A 22,180-nucleotide genomic window follows, 5' to 3' on the forward strand; every position below is an offset into this window, starting at 1 on the left:
CTTCCGTATCGGGCGATTCGTCGCATCGTGCGTACGTGGCCGTCGACCGCGCCGTTCAATCGTCACGACGGCGCGGTCGTTCCGGCCGCGGCGACGCAGGCAGCAAGCTCCGCGCGGTTGGAGAATCCCTTCTTGTCCATGATCCGCCGCAAATGGGTGCGCACGGTCGACAGGCTGATGCAGAGAAGACGGCCGATATCCTGATCGGTACAACCCTTTGCGACCAGCTGCGCGATCTCACTCTCACGGTCCGTGAGTCCCGTTGCGCTGCCTGCCCGACGTTTGATCGCGCGGCAAAGGAACGGTTCGATCGCATCGAGCACGAGTTTGTCGCGCATCTCGAACTCAGGCCGATTCCTCGTTCGCCAGATTCTCAGATCGCTGAGCTGGCGTTCGCCGTCGAAGACAAACACGTTGATCCCGTGATGCAAACCGTCCTGCGCGAGAAACTCGTTGTAGAACTCGCTTTTCTCCAGTGCAGGCCGGTCCATCACTTCCTCCACCAACGTGGCCCTGCGCAGCTTGCAAAGTTGCGCCGTCATCGGGTCATTGTGCTGGTACCAACTCGTGTAGCGACGCACGTGATCCGAATCGACGTTGACCGCAATCGGGTCGACATAGGTTCCTTTTTCGGCATCCCAGTTGTAGGAGACGCAGAAATCGGATCGCAGCAGCCGGGTCAAGTCTGACAAAACGACGCGCCTGACATCCACGACCGGTCCGAGCTCTTCGAGCCGTCCGATGATGTCGCCGAAAAGTCGGAGTTCGTCGAGCGTGAGATCGTGAACTTGTGGCTTCAAGGGTGCCTCATCGGTGGGAAGAATCAGGAGACAGCATGCGTGACAGCCTTGAAAGACTGGTTCGCATTACACACCAAGCATAGCAGCGCAAAAAATCCTGATCAGCAACGAACTTCGCTGCCTCTGTCCGTCCGTTGTATTCATGCCGCAGTCAGGTCCACTGCCTATTGCAGATCGAAAGGGATGCTCGCGCGGACCTCTGAGTGTCGTGAGCGCGGGCTCAGGCCAAGGTTTCCCTGTCGATATTTCTAACGATGGGGCTCAAAAAACGCTGCCCATAGAGTAGATGCGCAGTGGGAAGCGGACGTGCTGAGACTGTTCGTTGTAGCGAGGCAAGCTGGAGAATTACCCGGAGACGCCTGCCCATTGGCCAAACGATTCCGATGCATTTCCAGCGGGACGTTTTCCTCAGTCATTTTCGTCAACGAAAGCTACGCATAAAATTAGGAAAGCGATATGAATACGGTCATCAAGCGAAGCATGGTGGTATGCGCCGCGGTCGGATGCGGCGTGGCACATGCACAGTCCTCAGTGACGCTGTACGGGCTGGTGGATGCAGGTGTTACGTACACGAACAATGCGACATCGAGCACCGGACATGGCGCGCTCGTGCAGTTTGCGTCCGGGTCTTCGCAGGGAGATCGCTGGGGGCTGACGGGTAAAGAGGACCTGGGTGGCGGACTCAAGGCGATCTTCACGCTCGAAAGCGGCTTCCAACTTTCCAACGGGGCCTTGGCACAGAGCGGGCTGTTGTTCAATCGCGCAGCCTTCGTCGGCCTTGACGGGCGCTTCGGCAAGCTGACGCTCGGGCGGCAATACGACTTCATCAGCGATATTTTCTGGGCGTATTCGATTGCAGGCAACACGGCAGCGGGCATCCTCGGGTGGGGAATCCCCGCGTATGCGGCTGGCGGGTATACGCTCGATAACCGACTGTGGGGCGATAACGTCAATAACTCGGTGAAGTATCTTTCGCCCACGGTGTCGGGTTTCAGTGTCGGCGCCATGTATGGTTTCGGCAATGTCGCGGGCTCGTTGGGCACCAACAGTTCGATGAATTTTCTGCTGAACTACAGCCAAGGCGGGCTTGCCGCATCGCTGTCGTATTTCAAGCAGCACAACGCGACGACTTCCGCGAATTTGACGGAATACGCCGGCGGTGCAACCTACAGCCTCGGGAAAGCGCAGATATTCGGTGTAGTGACCGATGTCCAGCTGAGCAGCGGGACGCAAGCTCGGGCGCTGACCTATGACGGCGGCATGACTTACTTTGTCAGGCCCGATATTTCGCTCGGCGCCGGGTTCCAGTTTCAACAGCGCAACAATGGGGTCGCCAGCGCGAATCAGGTGACCATCGGCGCGGACTACTTCATTTCCAAGCGAACGGACGTTTATTTCGTTGGCGCGCTTGCGCATGATCATGCACACGGCGCTCAAATCGAAGCAGCGCTCGGATCGCCTTCCAGCACGAGTTTTCAGACCGCGGCGCGGATTGGCATTCGGCACAAGTTCTGAGTGCGCCGGGAGACCGGCAAGGAGTAGGCGGTGTAAGTCCGCCATGATGAAGGTGTAGCGAACCACATCGGCCCCGAGCCGTGCGCAGGCCACCGCGAGGTGATCGGCGAAGCGTCGGTAGGGGAACGTGTGGGCCAGCCATTGAGCCGCGATAGTTGTGTTATTCCGGGTACCGACGCGGTTCAGAACGCGGAAGGCAACACGAAGGGGCGCGCAAGCGCGAGCGCCTCGACGACCCGGCGTGGTCGAAGACCCTGGCACGCACGGACGCTCTTTGTGCGGGAACCGGGAGATCCCTCGTCCGGCCAGTCGCAACACGGGCTGGTCCGTGTCGGGAAGGCGAGGAGCCGTAGCCGATGATGAACGGACGGGAGAAGTCAGACTCCGTCATAGTAGCGAGGAAGCCTGCGAACAACGCCGGGAAGCCGGCTGCGGAGTGGGCGGAGCCAAGGACGGGGACCAAGAGGAACATGGGTCAGCCGCACACGTGCCGGGCGCAGAACCGGGTAAGCGTGTCACAGGGACTGGACCGTGGACCGTGTACGGCAGGCTGCAAGGCAGCGGAAGCAGGAACGGTTCACCGCGCTGCTGCACCACGTCACGATCGATCGCCTTAGGGAGTCGTTCTTTGCGCTAAAGCGCAATGCGGCTCCCGGGGTGGACGGGGTGACGTGGCGGTACTACGAAGCAGGGCTGGAAGAACATCTCCAACGCCTGCATACGCAAGTACACAGCGGAGCGTATCGGGCACTGCCCGTACGGCGGCAGTACATACCGAAGCCGGACGGCAAACAGCGCCCGCTGGGGATTGCTGCGCTGGAGGACAAGATCGTCCAGCGTGCAGTGGTCGAGGTGCTGAACGCGATCTACGAGCGGGACTTCCTCGGATTCTCGTACGGGTTCCGGCTCGGGCGCAGTCAGCACGATGCGCTGGACGCGTTGGCGACCGCGATCACCAGTACCCCGGTGAACTGGATATTGGATGCGGATATCCGAAGCTTCTTCGACTCGGTCAGCCAGGAATGGCTGGTCCGTTTCATTGAGCACCGGATCGGCGACCAACGCATCATCCGTCTTGTGCGCAAGTGGCTCAAGGCGGGCGTGCTGGAAGACGGGGTATTGAGCGTGAGTGAGACAGGTACCCCACAGGGATCAGTGGCTTCGCCATTGTTCGCGAATGTGTACCTGCACTACGTATTTGACCTCTGGGCCAATCGGTGGCGACGGCGTGAAGCCAAAGGCAACGTCATCATCCTGCGCTACGCGGATGATGTCGTGGTCGGCTTCGAGCATGAAGCTGACGCGCGGCGCTTCTGGGATGCGATGCGTTCGAGGCTGGAGGAGTTCGCGCTTGCGCTCCACCCGGACAAGACGAGGCTGCTGGAGTTTGGACGCTATGCGGCGGCCAACCGCCGAAGCCGCGGCCTTGGCCGGCCGGAGACCTTCGCCTTCCTGGGCTTCATCTTTATCTGCGGCAAATCGCGTCGCGGCGCCTTCCAGCTTCAGCGGAAGACCCGCAGTGATCGCATGCGGGCGAGGCTCAGGCAGATCAAGGAGGAACTACGGCGGCGCATGCACGAACCGATTCCCGTGCAGGGGAAATGGCTCGGGCAGGTGGTTCGCGGGTACTTTGCGTACCACGCGGTCCCGACGAACTCGCGAGCACTTGGCGCGTTCCGTTACCACGTCGTGGATCTCTGGCGGCGAGCGCTTCGGCGTCGCAGCCAGAAGGATCACATGACGTGGACGCGGGTCGAGCGGATCGCGGATGCCTGGCTCCCCCAACCTCGAATCCTTCATCCGTGGCCGGACCGGCGTTTCGCCGTCAAACACTCAAGGTAGGAGCCCGGTGCCCGAATTGGGCACGCCGGGATCTGTGCGGGGGGTGTCCAGTAATGGGCATTCCTACCGCGATCCGTTGCGGGTCGAGCGTGATGGCGAACCGTGGGGGCGCCCATTTGTCTTCGACGCGGTATCGGCCGCTACATCGCCGCACCATAAAGATGATGCGCGTCGGTCAGTGCATCCGCGACGAGTTCCAGGCCGTCCCGGCACTGCTCCCGATCCTGCGGCCCGCCAAGGCAGATACGGATCGCCGCCGGCGGGTCGCCGTCCGTCGAAAATGCCGCGCTCGCCACGGCGGCGACGTTTCGACTCCGCAGATGCTGCGCCAGATCCGGTGCGGTCCATAGGCACTCGCGCGGAATCGGCAACCAGAGATGGAAACCGTCGGGGTGGGCATCGAAAGGCCATGCGCCGAGAATCCGGCCCGCGATCGCCTGCCGTGCATGCGCCTCCGATCGAATCGCGGCCAGCATCTCGCTCGCCGTGCCGTCGTTGATCCATTGGGTGGACAGCAGCATCGTGAACGGGCTCGGCATCACGGTCGTGGCGCGCAATGCACCCGCGACACGCTGTGCTTCGCGCACCGTCGGTGCCAACAGGTAGGCGATTCGCAGCCCGGCGCCGAGATTCTTCGACATGCCGGTCACGTAGTAGGTCAGTTCAGGGGCCAGCAATGCCAGTGGTGGCGGTGCGCTCTGCGGCAGCATTGCGTACGCATCGTCCTCGATGATGGGCACGTTGTAGCGTGTGGCGATATCGGCCAACGCTTCGCGGCGTCGGAACGGTATCGTGAGCGTGCTCGGGTTCTGCAGGGTCGGGTTGCAGTACAGCGCAGCGGGCTGTCCGCTTCGGCACAGCGATTCGAAGGCATGCGGCAACGGCCCGTCGTCGTCCCGCGGCAGCGGCTGTAACCGCACGCCCAGTTGCGATGCGATGGCCTTGATGCCGGGGTAAGCGAGAGAATCGAGGCAGATCGAATCACCGCGGCTCGCAAGCCGGGAAACGAGCGCGACGAGGGCGCTGTGGATTCCCGGGCAAACGAGCACGGTATCGCTGCTGCAGCCGGGCAGGCGATTGGCCAGCCATGCGCGGCCGGCGGCGCGATCCGCCGGTGTGCCGCCGAAATCCTGGTAGCGCATCAGTTGGTAAGGATCCGCCGCAGCGAACAATGCCGCTGCCGATTGCTGCAGCCGGCCGACCATCTCGGCCGGTTCAGGGGGCATGTTCATCGACATCTCGATGCTGCTCCCGCCCGACAGCTGGATCGTTCGCGTCGGGCCGCGCACGAATGTTCCGCTGCCTGCCCGTGTATCGAGCAAGCCGCGTCTGCGGGCTTCAGCATACGCGCGGGCCACCGTCGTGTAGTTCAGGTTCAGCGCACCGGCAAGATCGCGCAGCCCGGGTAGGCGGTCGCGTGGTTTCAGCCGGCCCGCCGCCAGGTCTTCCTCGATTAGGTCGGGGATCAGCAGGTACGCCGGCTTCCTGCTTTCCAGGAGTCGCTTCGACCAATGATGGATTATGTAATCCATACCTGTTTCCATTTGATGATTCATCAAAACGTTAGCATGGCGCATTAATCGTAAATATCTATATCGCCATTCTGAAGCCAGATGATTGCATTGATCGCATCATGTATCGGATTGATGCATGGATGCACGCTCGATGCGCACGCATGCTTGCTTGTTGCTTCACACGGGTGCGCGCCGTCGCCCGGACGGGACACTTCCTGTCCGAACCGCATTCGGTCACGCAAGGATCGGACCGGCTGCATCGGCATTTATCGATTGAATGATCGGAGAGTGATCGCATCAGGTCTGTGCCTGACTGGCATATGCGTTGCGTTAATGAGATCGCCCGGACTCGAAAGTGTTCGGGAATATCACTGAACTCATTATCAAACGGAGCGTGCCATGCCCGCAGTCAATCAGCCGTTGCACAAGAAGGGAGATTTCCTCGTCGATTACGAGGAAAAAGTGTTCGAAGACGTCAAGGCGGAACCGGGCGAGAAGGCGCTCGTGACGTTCCATACGGTTGCGTTCGAGGGCTCGATCGGCTTCGTGAACCTGCTGCAGGCGACGCGCCTGCAACGCAAAGGATTCGACACGTCGGTGCTGCTCTACGGCCCCGGCGTGACGCTCGGCCTGCAGCGCGGGTTTCCGACGCTCGGCGACGAAGCGTTCCCCGGCCACCTGAACGTCAACAAGCAACTCGTCAAGTTCATGGAAGAGGGCGGGAAGGTCTACGCGTGCCGCTTCGCGCTGCAGGCGCTGTACGGGCACGGCGAAGCGTCGCTGATCGAGGGCATCCGGCCGATCAATCCGCTCGACGTGCTGGATATCCAGCTGCTTCACCGCAAGGAGAACGCGCTGATCATCCACACCTGGACCGTTTGATCGAGCGACGGGTGCCATCATGTCCGACAAACGCATCGTCCGTGCGGCAGCCGTCCAGATCGCGCCCGATCTGGAACGCGCCGGCGGGACGCTCGACAAGGTCTGCGCGGCGATCGACGAGGCCGCCGGCAACGGCGTCCAGCTGATCGTCTTCCCTGAAACGTTCGTACCGTACTACCCGTACTTTTCGTTCGTGCGGGCGCCGGTCGCATCTGGCGCCGATCACATGCGGCTCTACGAGCAGGCCGTGACGGTGCCCGGCCCCGTGACGCATGCAGTCGCCGAGCGCGCACGGCTGCACGGGATGGTGGTCGTGCTCGGCGTGAACGAGCGCGACCACGGCAGCCTGTACAACACGCAGCTGATCTTCGACGTCGACGGACGCCTCGCGGTGAAGCGCCGCAAGATCACGCCGACGTTTCACGAGCGGATGATCTGGGGGCAGGGCGACGCGGCCGGGCTCAAGGTTGCGCAGACCGGTGTCGGACGCGTCGGTGCGCTCGCCTGCTGGGAGCACTACAACCCGCTCGCCCGGTATGCGCTGATGACGCAGCACGAGGAAATTCATTGCAGCCAGTTCCCCGGCTCGCTGGTGGGCCCGATCTTCGCGGAGCAGATCGAAGTCACGATCCGTCACCACGCGCTGGAAGCGGGCTGCTTCGTCGTCAATGCGACCGGCTGGCTGACGGATGCGCAGATCGAATCGATCACCGGCGATCCGAATCTGCAGAAGGCCCTGCGCGGCGGCTGCAATACCGCGATCGTGTCCCCGGAGGGCCAGCATCTGGCCGAGCCGTTGCGCTCGGGCGAAGGGATGGTGATCGCCGACCTGGACATGTCGCTGATCACCAAACGCAAGCGAATGATGGATTCGGTCGGCCACTATGCGCGCCCGGAACTGCTGAGCCTTGCCATCAACGATCGGCCGGCGACGACGGTGACCCCGATGGGGACCGGCGGGTCGGCCGCACGCGAATTCGAGGGAAACTGTCATGAGCGCGAACGCGAAACCGTCGGTGCAGAGCCGGCAATTGATGACTGAACTGCAGTCGGTCGGGCTGCGTCTGGCGGACCCCCGGGTTGGGGCAGCGAGCCGGCGCGGCGGCGCCGGGCCGTCCGATCACAAGGCCGTGACGGTCGACGGCGTGACCATCATGGTGCCGGTGCACACGAGCACCGCGTGGGAATCGCCGTTCGTCGCGGCGGAGCCCGACGCGGCGGGCGTCAGCCTGCTGTCGCGCGGCGCCATCCCGATCGCGAGCATCAGCTTCCCGTCGAACCCGCGCTTCTATGCATTGCAGACGCTGGAGGGCGTGCCGTATTCGCACATCGCGACGCTGCATGGCGCCGACGTGCTGGCGACCACGGTGTTGCAGACCTGCATTCGCTACGAGAGCCGGCGCAAGACCTGCCAATTCTGCTCGATCGGCCAGTCGCTGGCCGCCGGCCGGACGATCGCGCGCAAGACGCCTGAACAACTCGCGGAAGTGGCGCGCGCGGCGGTGCTGCTCGACGGCGTCAAGCACATGGTCCTGACGACCGGCACGCCACCGACGCCGGATCGCGGCGCCCGCGTGCTGTGCGAAAGCGCGTTCGCGATCAAGGCGGCCGTCGATCTGCCGATCCAGGCGCAATGCGAGCCGCCCGACGACGACGGCTGGTTCGACCGGATGAAGGCAAGCGGGATCGATACGCTGGGCATGCATCTGGAAGCCGTGACGCCGGCCGTGCGCGAACGGATCATGCCGGGCAAGGCGAGCGTGCCGTTGTCACGGTATATGTCGGCATTCCGCGCGGCCGTGGCCGTGTTCGGCCGCGGGCAGGTCAGCACCTACATCCTCGCCGGGCTGGGCGACAGCGAGGCGGCGATTCTGGACATGTCGCGCGAGCTGATCGACCTGGGCGTGTATCCGTTCGTCGTGCCGTTCGTGCCGATCAGCGGCACGCCGCTGGAGAGCCATCCCGCTCCGTCACCGGACTTCATGCGCGCGGTGCTCGCGCCGCTCGGCGCGATGTTGCGCGACGCCGGCATGCGTTCCGCCGACATCAAGGCCGGCTGCGGAAAGTGCGGCGCCTGCTCGTCGCTGTCCACCTACGAGGCCTGACCATGTACTGCGTGGAGATGGGGCTGGCCGACAGCCGCGACACGTACCGGCCGGCCGAATACCGGATCAAATGGGCCGCGCTTCCGTGGGAAATCGACGAAGCGTACAAGCTGCGCCGGGCCGTATTCTGCATCGAGCAGGGGATCTTCGTCGGCGACGATCGCGACGATATCGATCGTCACGCGCAATTGCTGGTCGCGGTCAGTTGCTGCGCCGGCCTGCCGGAGCAGGTGGTCGGCACGGTGCGGATTCATGAAACCGTGCCCGGCACCTGGATGGGGTCGCGGCTCGCGGTGCATCCGGCGTTTCGCCGGCAGGGCAGGATCGGCTCGATGCTGATCGCGCTGGCCGTCAGCAGCGCGCATGCCGAAGGTTGCGGCACTTTCGTCGCGCACGTGCAAGCGCAGAACGTGCCGCTGTTTCGTCGGCTTCACTGGGATGCGCTTGGCGAGGAAACGTTGTTTGGCCGCCCCCATCAACTGATGCAGGCCCAGCTTGCGCACTATCCGCCGTGCGGTACGCCGTTCGAGGGTTTCGTCCTGCGTGCGGAGGGCCGGCCATGAGTGTCGCAGATCGCATCGCGGCGCTGCGTGCCAGCCGCGGCTTCCAGCACAAGCACGACATTTCCGGCGTGGTCGCGTCGCTCGCGGCGGCATTGCCGAACGGCGCACCGGATCTCGCGCAGGCGGTGGCGCTCGGTGACGACTGCGCGGCGATTCCCGACGGGGACGGCTACCTGCTGTTCGCGATCGAGGGCATGGTCGGCGATTTCGTCGAGTCGATGCCGTGGTTCGCGGGGTACAGCGGCGTGATGGCGAACGTCAGCGACGTCTACGCGATGGGTGGGCGGCCGATCGCCGTCGTCGACGCATTGTGGAGCGACGGAATCGACACCGCGCGGCCGGTGCTCGCCGGGATGGCCGCGGCGGCGTCGGCGTACGGCGTGCCGATCGTCGGCGGCCATAGCAACACACGCAGCGCGCAGGGGCAACTGGCCGTGTCGATTCTGGGCCGGGCGCGCGCGCTGCTGTCGAGCTTCAACGCGCGGCCGGGCGATCGCCTGATGATGGCGGTCGACCTGCGCGGCGCATTCGAGGAGCCGTATCCGTTCTGGAATGCGTCGGTCGGCGCGCCGCCGGACCGGCTGCGCGGCGATCTCGAGATTCTGCCGATGTTGGCGGAAGACGGGCTGTGCGACGCCGCGAAGGATATCTCGATGGCGGGCGTGCTCGGCACGGCGCTGATGCTCGTCGAATGCTCGCGCGTCGGTGCACGGATCGCGCTCGACGCGATCCCGCGGCCTCCCGGCGTCGACTTCGATCGCTGGCTGACGGCCTTTCCAAGCTACGGATTCCTGATGGCGGTGCGGCCGGCGCATGCCGACGCGATCGCGGAACGCTTCGCGGCGCGCGGGCTCGCGTGCGCGGTGATCGGCGATATCGACGCCACGCGCGAGGTCGTCGTCGAAGAGGCGGGCGAAACGGCGGTGCTGTGGGATTTCCGGATCGAGCCGTTCATCACCGGTGTCGAAGGAGGTACGCGATGAGCGGCGATACGTTGCGCATCGCGCTGCTGACCCACTCGGTCAATCCGCGCGGCGGTGTCGTGCACGCACTCGAACTCGCGAGGGCGCTGCACGAAGCGGGACGCGACGTCACCGTGTTCGCGCCGGCCGCGCCGGGCGACGCGATGTTCCGCGATGTCCCGTGCCGCGTCGTGCTGGCGCGCGTCGATGGCCGTCCGCGTGGCGTCGCCGAAATGGTGCGCGCGCGAATCGCCGCGATCAAGCACGCCCTGCTGGAGCACGACGCAAGCGGGTTCGACGTGCTGCATGCACAGGACAGCATCACGGGCAATGCGCTGGCCGAGCTGAGGCAGTCGGGCGAAATAGAGGGATTCGTAAGGACCGTGCACCACCTCGACGTATTCGACGACCCGCGGCTCGAACGCTGGCAGGAACGCGCGTGGCGCGAGGCGGACCAGGTGCTGTGCGTGAGCGCCGCGTGGGCGGCCACGATGCGCAAGACGTTCGGGGTCGACGCGAGCGTGGTGCCCAATGGGGTGGACCTCGCACGGTTCGCTCGCGCGAGCCAGGCGGACATGCACGCGGTGCGGCGGCGGTTCGGCCTGCACGGCGCGCCGGTCGTCCTCGCGATCGGCGGGATCGAGCAGCGGAAAAACTCGATCGCGCTGCTCGAGGCGTTCGCCCGGTTGCGCGGCACGATACCCGATGCACGGCTCGTGATCGCGGGCGGCGCGAGCCTGCTCGATCACGACGCCTACACGCGCCGCTTCGTCGCGCGCCGCCGCGCTCGGGCTGGGGATCGGCGTCGACGAAACCGTCGTGCCGACGGGGCCGCTCGACGATGCGGCGCTGGTCGCGCTGATGCACTGCGCCGACGTGGTGTCGATGGTGTCGATCCGCGAGGGATTCGGTCTGGTCGTGCTCGAGGCGCTCGCGTGCGGCAAGCCCGTCGTCGTATCCGAAATCGAACCGTTTACCGAGTATCTGGACGAGCACGCGTGCGTGTGGGCCGACCCCGCCGACGTGGATTCGATCGCCGATGCGCTGCGTGACGCGCTCTCGGGGCGGCGTGGTCCCGATTTCACGCACGCCGTTCCCGCACTGTTGAACCGCTTCACATGGGACGCGAGTGCGCGCAGGCATCTGGACATTTACCAGGACAGGCTGGCGCAGCGTGCGCAAGCATCGTCCGCCGAGTAAGGAGGCATCATGCCGGTCATGCATTTTCGGGTCCGTTGGCCCGACCAGTCGGAAACCAATTGCTATTCGCCTTCGACCGTGGTGTCGGAGTTTTTCACGCCCGACACGCAATACGCGCTCGACGACTTCGTCGAACGCGCGCGGCGTGCACTGGGTATCGCATCCGATCGCGTCCGCGAGAAATACGGGTTCGCGTGCTCGGCCGCGATGGACGAGCTGGCACGGATCGAAGCGCACGCGCAACGATTCGCGCCGCAGCGCGATGCGACCGTGACCGTCATCGAGCTCGTTTAGGGCGTCCGGCACGCGGATAGCCCTTGTCGTCTTCAACACACATTCAGGACTGCATCATGTCAAGCGAACCCGTTGTTTCATCCCGCCTCCCGGATATCGATTCCCATCTCGGCGTCGCCGTCATCGGCGGCGGGCAGGCAGGACTGTCGATCAGCTACTACCTGAAGCAGGCAGGTATCGATCATCTCGTCTTCGAAAAGGAGACCGTGACGCACACGTGGCGCAAGCAGCGCTGGGACGCGTTCTGTCTGGTGACGCCGAACTGGCAGTGTGCGTTGCCGGGCTATCCGTATCGCGGGGCCGACCCGCACGGCTTCATGACGAAGGACGAGATCGTCGAGTATCTCGACGGCTTCATCCGCAGCGTCGATGCGCCGGTACTGGAACATACCGCGGTCGAGCATGTGACGCGCGACGCGGACGGACGCTATCGCATCGCGACGTCGCGCGGCACGTACACGGCGGATCGGGTCGTCGTTGCGTCGGGCGGCTACCATCGGCCGATCGTGCCGCGCATGGCCGAGCGGCTTCCTGCATCGATCGTGCAGATGCAGTCGTCGGAATACCGGAATCCGGCCGCGTTGCCGGACGGGCCGGTGCTCGTGGTCGGATCGGGACAATCGGGTGCGCAGATCGCGGAAGACCTCCACCTCGCCGGGCGTAAGGTGTTCCTCGCGGTGGGCGATGCGCCGCGCTGTGCCCGTTTCTATCGGGGCAGGGACGTCGTCGACTGGCTGGCCGACATGCAGTACTACGACATGCCGGTCGATGCGCATCCGCTGCGCGAAGGCGTGCGCGACAACACCAACCACTATGTGACCGGCCGAGACGGCGGGCGCGACATCGATCTGCGCCGCTTTGCCGCCGAAGGGATGGAACTGTACGGCCGGCTGGAGGATGTCGCGGGCGGGCAGTTGCGGTTCTCCGCGGATCTGTCGGCGCGGCTCGACAGCGCCGACGAGACCTACAACCGGATCAATGCCGGCATCGATGCCCATATCGAGAAGAACGGGATCGCCGCGCCGCCTGCGACACGCTACGAACCCGTGTGGCGTCCGGCCGGCGAGCGCACGGCGCTCGATCTCGCGGCCAGCGGCATCGCATCGATCATCTGGTGCATCGGCTTCACGCCGGATTTCAGCTGGCTGGATGCGCCCGTCTTCAACGGCCGCGGCTATCCCGCGCACCGGCGCGGCGTGACGCCGGTGCCGGGCCTCTACTTCGTCGGGCTGCCCTGGCTATACACGTGGGGATCGGGGCGATTCTCCGGCGTGGCGCGCGATGCGGCCCATATCGTCGACCAGATCCAGGCCGAGATGACGGCCGCGCGGTGCTCGGCCGACAGCCTGGCCGCCTGACGCCGATGCATACCGCCATCCATCGCTATCGCGCCGGCATGCCGCAGCTCGCGCACACGGGGCTCGCGGAAAACTGGCTGCTCAAGGAGTGCGGCCAGCGCCACTGGGACGCGCTGGCCGCGCATAGCGGTCGCGACGCGCCCGAGTTCTTCGACGACGAGGGGCGGCGTGCCTATGCGTCGTTCGTTGCGGTGCACGTCGACATGAACCGCCGTCACGCGATTCGCGAGAACGACACGTTCGCGCTTCATGTCGCGCTTCGCAGGGTCGGCCCGATTCGCCATTTCAGCGAGCAGCGGATCCGGCACGGCGACGACGAAGCCGGTATCGTGCGGATGATGTCGACGTTCGTGACGCGCGAACACGCCGGCAGCAACCGCTCGGTGGCGAAGGCGCGCATGACCGGCATCGACGGCCGCACCGGACCGGCCCCGGCCGATGCGCTGGCGATGGCGGAACGTGCGAAGAAGTTGCGCGTGCGGGATGCGTCGATCGTGCCGGCGCTCGCCGGCCTCGCGGATGGCGACGGCGCAAGCGTTTCGTTCCTGCCGTGCCCGAACATGGATTTCAATGGCGCTGACCTGCTTTACTTCGCCAGCTTCCAGGCATTCGTCGACCGCGCGGAATGGCAGCATTACCGCTTCGAGCAGGCACCCGTGTTGGCGGCGCGTCAACTGTACTTTCATGGAAATCTCGAAATCGGCGATTCGTTGACCGTGCGTTTCGCGCGTGCCCGATCCGATGCGGATGGCCTGTTGCACTGGAGCGAAATCGTGCGCGACGGCGACGGAACGAAGATTGCCGATGTGATCACGCAAAAGCGCTGGAGCCGGGCATGAACGAAGCGGCATGCATGGAGCCGGGCACCGACGTGGAGAGCGTCGCGCGGAACGATCGAGGCGCGCGCGCGGTGCCGCTGCGGAAACTCTACATGCGCAGCGATCTCGAAGCCGTCGCGCATCTCGACGGCATGCCCGGAGCGTGGCCCTATGTGCGCGGGCCGTACGCGTCGATGTACACCGATCGCCCATGGACGATTCGCCAATACACGGGGCATGCGGACGCGGCGGATTCCAATCTCGCGTTTCGCACCGCGCTCGAGCAGGGCGCGCAGGGGCTGTCCGTGGCATTCGACCTGGCGACACAGCGCGGCTACGACTCGGATTGCGCCGACGCGCGGGCCGACGTCGGCGTGGCCGGCGTCGCGATCGATACGGTCGAGGACATGGCGCGGCTGTTCGACGGCATCGCGCTCGACCGCACGACCGTGTCGATGACGATGAACGGCGCGGTCCTGCCGATCATGGCGGCGTTCGTCGTGGCCGCCGAGGAGCAGGGTGTGCCGCCCGAGCGGATCGGCGGGACGATTCAGAACGACATCCTGAAGGAATACATGGTCCGCAATACGTGGATCTTCGGGCCGGCGCCGTCGATGCGGATCGTCGCCGACGTCGCGTTGTGGCTGGCCGAGCATGCGCCGCGCTTCAATGCGCTGTCGGTGTCGGGATATCACTTCCAGGAAGCCGGCGCCGATGCCGTGCTCGAACTCGCGCTGACGCTGTCGAATGCGCGGACGTACGTCGACACGCTGGCCGCACGCGGGATGCCTGCGGATGAAGCCTGCTCTCGGTTGAGCTTTTTCTTCGGCGTCGGCAGCGATTTCTATACGGAAATCGCCAAGCTGCGCGCGGCGCGCCTGCTGTGGGCGGAGATCGCACACGCGTGCGGCGCGCGTTCGCCCCGGGCGTGCGCACTGCGCATGCATTGCCAGACGTCGGGCTGGTCGTTGACGGCACTGGAGCCGGAAAACAACATCGTTCGCGTGACGGCGCAGGCGATGGCCGCGGCGTTCGGCGGTACGCAGTCGCTGCACACGAATGCGTACGATGAAGCGCTTGCACTGCCTTCCGCGGCGGCGGCGCGCCTCGCGCGCAATACGCAACTGATTCTGCAGCATGAAACGGGACTGTGCGACACGGTCGATCCGTGGGCCGGCTCTTACATGATGGAGTCGCTGACGGACGGCATCGCGACACGCGTGCGCGCCGAGCTGGCCGCCATCGACGCGCAGGGCGGCGTAATCACCGCGATCGAGTCCGGCTGGGTCAAGCGGCGCTTGCTGCGCGCCGCGGCCGCGACGCAGGCGCAGGTCGATTCGGGGCGCCGGACCGTGGTTGGCGTGAACCGTTTCGTCGCGGACGAAACGACTGGCGAATTCATGGTGTGCGAGATCGACGGCCGTCATGTGCGTGCCGGGCAGGCGCGGCGAATCGCAGCCGTCAAGGCCGCGCGCGATCCGGCGCGGGTTGCGACGGCGTTGCAGCGGCTGGCCGATGCCGCGCGCGACGGCACCGGAAACCTGCTGGCACTGGCGATCGACTGCATGCGGGCACGTGCGACCGTCGGGGAGTGTACGCGCGCGCTGGAATCGGTATGGCCGCGGCATGTCGTGGCGGTGGAAGCGGACGGCGAGGGCGTCTACGGCGAACATCGGCGAGACGACGCTGCATGGCGGGCGGCGAAGGGCTGCGTCGACCGGCTGGCGAAACGGGTAGGACGCAGGCCGCGCATCATGATCGCCAAGCTCGGCCAGGACGGACACGACCGCGGTGCGGCCGTCGTCGCAGCCGCGCTCGAGGATGCCGGATTCGACGTCCTGCGCCTGCCGCTGTTTCAGCAACCGGCATGTGTGGCGGCAGCCGCGCACGCATATGGTGCCGACATCGTGGGCATTTCGTCGTTGTCGGGCGCCCACCTCGAGCTCGTCGAAGGGCTGCTCGACGAACTGGCCTTGCATCGCGCCGAGATTCCGGTGGTGTTGGGCGGAATCTTTCCCGCTGCGGATGCGCGACATCTGAAGGCGAAGGGCATCGCGGCAACTTTCGGGCCCGGCACACCGCTCCACGCGATCGCACAAGCGCTGTGCGCATGTATCGAGCAGGCTCGGTGTGCACGCCCGGCGGACGGCGCGAGCTGATGCGGGTCGGGCGGCCGTTCGTGCGACAGAGGTCGCATTGAACGAACGGATGGTTGGCGTCGCGTCATGCGATCACGGCGACGTCGTCTGCCACACGCACGCCTTGGCCGGCATCGAGCACGAACAGCAGATTGATTTCCGCTTCGACGAGCCGCTCGCCATCCGCGAGAACGCGACGAGGGTCGCGCCGGACATGCCGGATGTGCCGCGCCGCAACCCTGCGCGGTCGGTGCGAAGCCGAAATATTTCCTCCGACCCTAAATAAACGATAATAGTTATGTTGGGATGGTGCGAATTCGGACCGAAATATCGTATTTGACATAATTGTATCTGACATTTTTTGGATTGATACGTCACAGCCGCGTGCCGGACGGCGGAAGGTTCTGACGGCGCGATCCACGCGGCGGACGCCGGAAGGCTGCGGCGATTTGGTGCGCGCGTTTCACCTCTTCCCCATGGAGATAGGTCGACGTGGTTGCCACCGACGCGTGGCGCAAGTTGTCACGCACGATGACCAGTTCCACGCCGGCGTCCAGTGCGTGGGTGGCGTGCGTATGACGCAGCCAGTGGGGGCTGGCGTGCCGCAACTTCTCGGCGAGCGCCGGATGGCGTGGATTCACGCGCTCGGCAGCCTCCCGAAAAAACTCACCCAGCACCTGCCGCAACCGCACCGCACTGATGCCGCTCCCGCCATGGCGTCCTACGCGCTGCTCCGCGTTGAGGGAGGCCACCAACGGAGTGGCCGGCTGCCAGCGGGTGCGCATGACCGGCAGACCTCGCGCTTTCAGCGCGCGCCGCAGCGCGTCTCGCGCGAGTGGCGGCAGGGCCACGCGCCCCGATTTCGCCCCTTTGCCCATTATCTCCAGCCATAACGCGCCACGGGCGTCCGCCGTGATGTCGCCCAACGTTGCGGCCACCAGTTCCTGTGCGCGCAGCCCAGTCGCATAGCCGAAGTCCAGCACAAACCGCAGCCGCTCCGCAGCCGATCTGGTCCAGCCGGTCCGCTCGAGTTGGTTGGCTGCGGCCCGCACAATTTTCCACTCGCGGCCGGTCAGTGCCCGTCCGGTATCGAACGGCGCGTGTGTTGCACCACCACGCACCGTCACGCCCGCAAACGGATTGAGCACGACATAGTGCTGGCCAACGAGCCACCCGAAGAGGGCGCGCAGGACCGCCAGCGCATAGGCCGCTGACCGTGTCGTCAGGCGCCCGGCGAACGGTCGCCAGGCGGGCATGGCGCGTGGGCACGGCGGCCCGGTCCAGCGCGCGGCGGGCGTCGGATGGCGCAGGAAGGTGCGATAGGCGATCGCGTCGTCGGTGGTGAGCGATGAAAGTGGGACGCGCCGTTCCACGATCGCCCACAGCAGCAGCCGCTCGGCCTCGCGCCGGTAGGCGCGGGCGGTGTGCGCCGATTCGTGCAGTGCCAGCCATGTCTCGATCGCCTGGTAGTCGTTGGTCGCGCTGAGGCCACAGGTGTCACGCGGGGCCCGGAAGCGACCCTGCGAGCCATCGAGGGCTGCGGGGAGGGATTCCAGTGACCACAGCGGGATCAATCGCACTTCTGCAGTCTCGTAAGGCATTAGCCCGGCGGCTCGACGGATCAGATCGGGGTAGGCCGTGAAGACGGCCTCGATGGTTTGTGCGCCTTGGCGCCCCAGTCCCGGAATGTTCTGCCACCAGCCTTTGCGGAGGGTCCTGCGTGTCAGCAGATCGGCGAGCGAGTCAATGCCGGCCGCGACGAGGGCGCGCGCGATGCGCGGCGGCAACCACCGTTCCACGGCGTCGACTGGCTGCGGCGTGGGAATGGGCGTGGTGCGCAGCACGTCGAGTGCGACGACGAGCTGCGCCGCATGGCGGGTGCGGTCCGCGGCCGGGTGCGTGAACAGTGCAACCAGGTCGTCGCGCTGGCGGGCTCTCGCGCACGCGACCAGCTGGCGGCGGATGCGACCGAGGATCCCGCGCGACGACTGACCATCGGCCTTGCGGTGCGGCAGATAGCGCGTGACGGCGGCGCGGGCCGTGAGCCCGGCGTGCCACGCGCGCAGGGCGGCCAGCGACGCGAGATCGGGCAGGGTTGTCCCAGCGAAATTTCCGTCGTCCGACCCTGCGGAGGAGATCGAAGCAGTACGCATGCAACCAGTTTAGGTCGCGTGCGGACTGCATGCGATAAGAGTATTTATCGCAAACGCACGATTGTTTCAACCGGCATCACGGACAGAGCTGAGCCGAGACGGGCTGCGGCGCCTTGTGCCGTATTGATGGCGACCCTCGACGCTGGGAAGCGGGGGCGTTGCTCTGCGCGCGGGCGGTTGACTGATCATCGAGCGTCTTGGGTCACGATCCCGCAACGGGGCCCCGTGCGCCCTGTTTGCGCTCGCCAGGATTGTTCGCGCCTTGCGGCCTTCTGGCTTAAGACCACGCCCCCGTGGGGCCTCTTTCCGTTGGCGAAAATTTCCGCTTTTCCAGCCTCGACTTGAGGTACACTTTCCGGAAACTCTGACAAGGAGCCAGCGTGTCCAAATCCAAGTTCAAATTGGCATACTCGAACGCCTTTGCGCCCCGGGCCAAGACAGTGACCGAACCGGCGCTCGTGGAAGCACGGCTGCAGGAGCTGTCGGCTGACCTAGCCGTCAGCCTCCTGTACAACGCTATTCAAGGTGGGCTTGGTGCCCGCAACGATACGACGCGCGCATCCGCGGTTACTGCTGCAGGTGTGCAGCAGTGGCTGAAGACGGTTGAGGTGCTGCGCACTCTGCTGAGTGAAAGGCAGTGGCGTATCCACAACGAAAAGAACTGCCCGTTCATCAGTGCGCCGGATCAGTCCGTTTCCATTGTGGTAATGACAGGTAACAGCGAAACGGGCAAGGAGGGCTTTGAGGATCCCACAAACCAGGCTGAAAAAGGCGTGGTGGTTCAAGGTTTTGTGCATTCCAATCGCCAGATGGAATTGTTCAATCAAGACGCATTTAAATTCGCGAAAGCGAGGCAGAAGGAAACACAGGTCTGGGCCTTTCTGTACCACTACGACAAGACGTTGAACGAAGTGCGGTTCGAACTTTCGTACCCTATCGGCTTTGGCAAGAGAAAGATTACCGAGTGGGGCGAGCGGCTGATTCTGGGAAGCATTCCCAATAGCGCGACGGATTTCGAAATTCGCGAGGATACGCCGAATGCACCTGCCACCGTCGACGTCGAACCCAAATCAGGTACTTTTTGATTAATCATCATGGTAGAAGTCAACCCTTCGCAAATCACGTTTGCCCGGGTTAGAAGACGCCTGACAAAGGCGCAATTGGCCAAAGAACTTGGCGTCACAAGCCGAAGCATCCAGAACTACGAAACTGGGACTTCGACTCCTGACGCCGAGACTCTGGAAAAAATGGGGAAACTACTGAACTTTCCTCAGCAGTTTTTTTGCATTGAAGAACGCATGCCGGTCATCGGCGAGCATGCGGCGAGTTTTCGCTCACTCTCAAGGATGACTGAGGCCATGAAGAACTGCGCACTCAGTGCGGGCGCGATTGCGTTCAAGGTCAACGAGTGGATGGAAGAGCGGTTCAATCTCCCCTCAGCCGATCTGCCCGATCTTAGTGACCTTGGGCCCGAGGAGGCCGCAGCCACCTTGCGCCGCATGTGGGGACTGGGTAATGCCCCCATCCCGAACATGATTCACCTGCTGGAGTCCAAGGGGGTCCGCATTTTTTCTCTGGCTGAAGAAGCGCGCGAGGTGGACGCCTTCTGTACATGGCATGACGGCAGGCCATTCGTCTTCCTCAACACGATGAAGTCTGCCGAACGCAGTCGATTTGATGCAGCCCATGAACTCGGGCACTTGGTCCGCGATGTCTATAGCTTGCAACATGGGGAGGCGCGTGGCCTGGAAATGGAGCGCCAGGCGGACGCATTCGCCGCTGCATTTCTTATGCCGAGGGAGAGCATTGTTGCTAACCGGCCTCCGGTATTCAGTATCAAGTATCTGATGAAGCTGAAGCACTATTGGGGCGTCTCATTGATCGCGCTTGCTTACCGCTATAACACGGTAGGTCAGATCACTGAATGGAACTATCGCAATCTGTGCATTGAAATAGCCAAGCACGGTTACCGTACAAATGAGCCGGAACCAATGGAGCGCGAAGGCTCACAGTTGCTGTCCAAAGTATTGGACGTCCTGCGGAGTCACAAGTTAGGGCGAGGTGAGATCGCGAAAAGCTTGTGCGTCAGTGTTGACGAGATCAATGCACTAACCTTTAAGCTGACGCGCTTGTCGGTGCTCTCGAGTGATGTCCCTGCTGAAGTGCTCAAGCAACAACCGCCCAAGCTCCGACTGGTGTAAGTAATAAATAGATTCGAGTACAGCGCCATGGCAGACTACTTTCCGGAGAATCGCGGAGCATTGAATTTGGCGGTGCAAGGCGAAATTCCGAACGAGGGATTTCGCCCAGGGCAGGTCGGCGCATTGCACGCGGTGCTTGCGCATATCTCTGTCCACGATGACCCAGCTATCGTGTGTCTGCCAACAGGGTACGGCAAAACTTCCGTGATGATGGCCCTTCCCATGTTGCTCGGAGCGAAGCGTGTCCTGGTGGTGGAGCCCTCGGATGCGCTTCGTCGGCAAGTCTCTTCCCATTTTCGGGAGCTGTCGACACTCCGACGTATCAAGGTCATTGACTCCAATTTGCCGAATCCAGCTGTGCATCGGCTCGAGGGCAAGCCCGAAAATGCGGACGCTTGGCGTGCATTTGAGGAGTTTGACGTGGTGGTATCTACCCCCGCGAGTTCATCGCCGGCAGTTGCGCCTGGTGCGGCACCAAACCTTTTCGACCTGGTCGTTTTCGATGAAGCTCATCATGCACCGGCGGACACGTGGGCAGCATATCTTGATCATTATCGGTCCGCGCGTTTTGTATTTTTAACTGCGACACCATTTCGACGGGATGGACGAGTCATTCCGGGCAGATTAGCGTACCGATATCCGGTGATGAGGGCACTCGAGGAAGGTGCGTTTCAACCGATCTCGTTCCTCGCTGCTCCGGTCGAGGACGCGCTCGACGACGAGCACGTGGATCAGGTGATTGCCGAACTTGCGGTGCGGCAACTTCGGGCGGACATTGAAGCGGGCTACGACCATCGGCTATTTGTGCGGGCGGCGACCATCAGTGCTGCGCGTGCGCTGGTACCGCTGTACAAGAGACTGGGCGTCAATGTTGAGGCCATCGATAGCAAGGTCAGCAAACGCACGCAAGACGATTGCGAGCGCCGTTTGGTGAGTGGAGACATCCAGGGAATTGTCTGTGTCGACATGTTCGGCGAAGGCTATGACTTCCCCAAACTGAAAATCGCTGCGCGAACCTGTCCGCATTTTTGTGGGCGAGGCGGTTGAACAACGCGTTATCCACGCGCCTGGGTGAATCGTTCACCGAACAGGATAGCAAACTGGTTCATTGCTGATTTCCAGTCGAACGCTGCCCGCACGGTCTTGGCCAGCACGTTGCGCAACGCCAGCCAGAGCAGTTTGATCGCGGCCTCATCATTCGGGAAGTGGCCGCGCGTCTTGATGATCTTGCGCAGTTGCATGTTCAGACTCTCGATGGCGTTTGTCGTATAGACGACCCGTCGAATCTCCGGCGGGAACACGTAGAACGGCACGACGTGCTCCCACGCGCGTTGCCACGACTGCACGATCGTCGGATACTTCGCGCCCCAAGGTCCATCGGCGAAGTCTTGCAGCGCTTGCCTTGCTGCCTCTTCGCTGGCAGCCGCGTAGATCGGGCGCAGCGCCGTGGCGAGTACCTTGCGGTCCTTGTAGCTGGCGTATTCGAGGCTGTTGCGGATCAGATGCACGATGCAGGTCTGAACGGTGGTCCGCGGATAGGCCGCGCTGATGGCTTCGGTTAGCCCCTTCAGGCCATCGACCACGGCGATCAGGATGTCCTGGCAGCCGCGCGTCTTCAGTTCGTTGAACACCTTGAGCCAGAACTTGGCGCCCTCGGTCTGCTCGATCCAGAGGCCCAGCACATCGCGCTGGCCATCGGCCTGGATGCCCAAGGCCAGATAGACGGCCTTGTTGCTGACCTGTCAGCGTCGGATAGATACTCCCCATTTTCGTCGAAGTAATTTTCCCCAGTTTTTTATCTGACGGCGCCGCGGTAGCGGCGCCGTCCTGTCGAT

General features: G+C 63.9%; 18 protein-coding genes and 2 pseudogenes. 16 read left to right on the top strand and 4 right to left on the bottom strand.

The genetic code is table 11. The features are described 5' to 3' along the window. Positions 1–62: 62 nt before the first annotated feature. Positions 63–800 carry a helix-turn-helix transcriptional regulator gene (locus ABIC51_RS36435; RefSeq protein WP_275905686.1) on the bottom strand — a complete coding sequence of 246 codons (738 nt, stop codon included), beginning with the start codon at positions 798–800 and terminating at the stop codon, positions 63–65. A gap of 456 nt (positions 801–1,256) precedes the next feature. Here ABIC51_RS36435 and ABIC51_RS36440 point away from each other — a divergent pair, with 456 nt between their 5' ends. Both ABIC51_RS36440 and ltrA read left to right on the top strand, forming a co-directional pair. Next, positions 1,257–2,315 (top strand): porin, encoded by a 1,059-nt coding sequence (locus ABIC51_RS36440; RefSeq protein WP_244140610.1) that lies wholly within the window; start codon positions 1,257–1,259, stop codon positions 2,313–2,315. A 666-nt stretch (positions 2,316–2,981) separates the two neighbouring features. Next, the gene (gene ltrA, locus ABIC51_RS36445; protein ID WP_502916281.1) at positions 2,982–4,157 is read left to right on the top strand and encodes a group II intron reverse transcriptase/maturase; all 1,176 of its coding nucleotides are present in this window, start codon (positions 2,982–2,984) and stop codon (positions 4,155–4,157) included. Between the two features lie 140 nt (positions 4,158–4,297). Here ltrA and ABIC51_RS36450 read toward each other — a convergent pair whose 3' ends face one another. Next, positions 4,298–5,689 (bottom strand): aminotransferase-like domain-containing protein, encoded by a 1,392-nt coding sequence (locus ABIC51_RS36450; protein ID WP_275905687.1) that lies wholly within the window; start codon positions 5,687–5,689, stop codon positions 4,298–4,300. Positions 5,690–6,070: 381 nt separating this feature from the next. On the opposite strand from ABIC51_RS36450, the gene ABIC51_RS36455 reads away from it, so the two are divergent. The 11 genes and pseudogenes from ABIC51_RS36455 to ABIC51_RS36505 all read left to right on the top strand — a co-directional run bounded on the left by ABIC51_RS36455 (position 6,071) and on the right by ABIC51_RS36505 (position 16,277). Continuing rightward, a complete protein-coding gene (locus ABIC51_RS36455) occupies positions 6,071–6,553 on the top strand; it encodes an MSMEG_0572/Sll0783 family nitrogen starvation response protein (RefSeq protein WP_275934567.1) in 483 nt (160 codons plus the stop codon). A gap of 19 nt (positions 6,554–6,572) precedes the next feature. Beyond that, positions 6,573–7,595 (top strand): Nit6803 family nitrilase, encoded by a 1,023-nt coding sequence (locus ABIC51_RS36460; protein WP_175838252.1) that lies wholly within the window; start codon positions 6,573–6,575, stop codon positions 7,593–7,595. Next, complete coding sequence (locus tag ABIC51_RS36465) at positions 7,588–8,658, top strand: MSMEG_0568 family radical SAM protein (RefSeq protein ID WP_175977071.1); 1,071 nt, start codon at positions 7,588–7,590, stop codon at positions 8,656–8,658. Before ABIC51_RS36460 ends, ABIC51_RS36465 begins: the two co-directional genes overlap by 8 nt. 2 nt (positions 8,659–8,660) lie before the next feature. After that, complete coding sequence (locus ABIC51_RS36470) at positions 8,661–9,221, top strand: MSMEG_0567/Sll0786 family nitrogen starvation N-acetyltransferase (protein ID WP_059708430.1); 561 nt, start codon at positions 8,661–8,663, stop codon at positions 9,219–9,221. Next, the gene (locus ABIC51_RS36475; RefSeq protein WP_275905688.1) at positions 9,218–10,204 is read left to right on the top strand and encodes a sll0787 family AIR synthase-like protein; all 987 of its coding nucleotides are present in this window, start codon (positions 9,218–9,220) and stop codon (positions 10,202–10,204) included. The genes ABIC51_RS36470 and ABIC51_RS36475 overlap by 4 nt, the downstream gene beginning before the upstream one ends. Continuing rightward, a pseudogene (locus ABIC51_RS36480) lies at positions 10,201–11,383 on the top strand (MSMEG_0565 family glycosyltransferase). The gene ABIC51_RS36475 and the pseudogene ABIC51_RS36480 overlap by 4 nt, the downstream one beginning before the upstream one ends. Before the next feature lie 9 nt (positions 11,384–11,392). Then, positions 11,393–11,677: an MSMEG_0570 family nitrogen starvation response protein gene (locus ABIC51_RS36485; RefSeq protein WP_109343170.1), complete on the top strand. Its 285-nt coding sequence runs from the start codon at positions 11,393–11,395 to the stop codon at positions 11,675–11,677. A 56-nt stretch (positions 11,678–11,733) separates the two neighbouring features. Beyond that, positions 11,734–13,035, top strand: coding sequence for an MSMEG_0569 family flavin-dependent oxidoreductase (locus ABIC51_RS36490; RefSeq protein WP_275905690.1), 1,302 nt, complete (start codon positions 11,734–11,736; stop codon positions 13,033–13,035). A gap of 5 nt (positions 13,036–13,040) precedes the next feature. Further along, positions 13,041–13,874 carry a Pnap_2097 family protein gene (locus ABIC51_RS36495; protein WP_275905691.1) on the top strand — a complete coding sequence of 278 codons (834 nt, stop codon included), beginning with the start codon at positions 13,041–13,043 and terminating at the stop codon, positions 13,872–13,874. Further along, positions 13,871–16,012 carry a methylmalonyl-CoA mutase gene (gene scpA, locus ABIC51_RS36500; RefSeq protein WP_275934566.1) on the top strand — a complete coding sequence of 714 codons (2,142 nt, stop codon included), beginning with the start codon at positions 13,871–13,873 and terminating at the stop codon, positions 16,010–16,012. The genes ABIC51_RS36495 and scpA overlap by 4 nt, the downstream gene beginning before the upstream one ends. A 37-nt stretch (positions 16,013–16,049) precedes the next feature. Then, entirely contained in the window at positions 16,050–16,277 is a 228-nt protein-coding gene (locus ABIC51_RS36505; protein WP_175977027.1) for a hypothetical protein, read from the top strand. Between the two features lie 88 nt (positions 16,278–16,365). Here ABIC51_RS36505 and ABIC51_RS36510 read toward each other — a convergent pair whose 3' ends face one another. Next, positions 16,366–18,144, bottom strand: coding sequence for a site-specific integrase (locus tag ABIC51_RS36510; RefSeq protein WP_275905693.1), 1,779 nt, complete (start codon positions 18,142–18,144; stop codon positions 16,366–16,368). A gap of 380 nt (positions 18,145–18,524) precedes the next feature. On the opposite strand from ABIC51_RS36510, the gene ABIC51_RS36515 reads away from it, so the two are divergent. The 3 genes from ABIC51_RS36515 to ABIC51_RS36525 are packed head-to-tail and all read left to right on the top strand — an operon-like array spanning position 18,525 to position 21,392. Further along, on the top strand, positions 18,525–19,229 hold the full coding sequence (locus ABIC51_RS36515; RefSeq protein WP_275905694.1) for a hypothetical protein: 705 nt from the start codon (positions 18,525–18,527) through the stop codon (positions 19,227–19,229). A 9-nt stretch (positions 19,230–19,238) separates the two neighbouring features. Further along, on the top strand, positions 19,239–20,345 hold the full coding sequence (locus tag ABIC51_RS36520; RefSeq protein ID WP_275905695.1) for an XRE family transcriptional regulator: 1,107 nt from the start codon (positions 19,239–19,241) through the stop codon (positions 20,343–20,345). A 27-nt stretch (positions 20,346–20,372) separates the two neighbouring features. Further along, on the top strand, positions 20,373–21,392 hold the full coding sequence (locus ABIC51_RS36525) for a DEAD/DEAH box helicase (protein ID WP_275934565.1): 1,020 nt from the start codon (positions 20,373–20,375) through the stop codon (positions 21,390–21,392). A gap of 8 nt (positions 21,393–21,400) precedes the next feature. On the opposite strand, the pseudogene ABIC51_RS36530 reads toward ABIC51_RS36525, so the two are convergent. Further along, positions 21,401–22,084, bottom strand: a pseudogene (locus ABIC51_RS36530) (IS256-like element ISBcen18 family transposase); the annotation flags it as partial. Between the last annotated feature and the right edge of the window lie 96 nt (positions 22,085–22,180).

Source organism: Burkholderia sp. 572, from assembly GCF_040545135.1.
Taxonomy (GTDB): domain Bacteria; phylum Pseudomonadota; class Gammaproteobacteria; order Burkholderiales; family Burkholderiaceae; genus Burkholderia; species Burkholderia cepacia.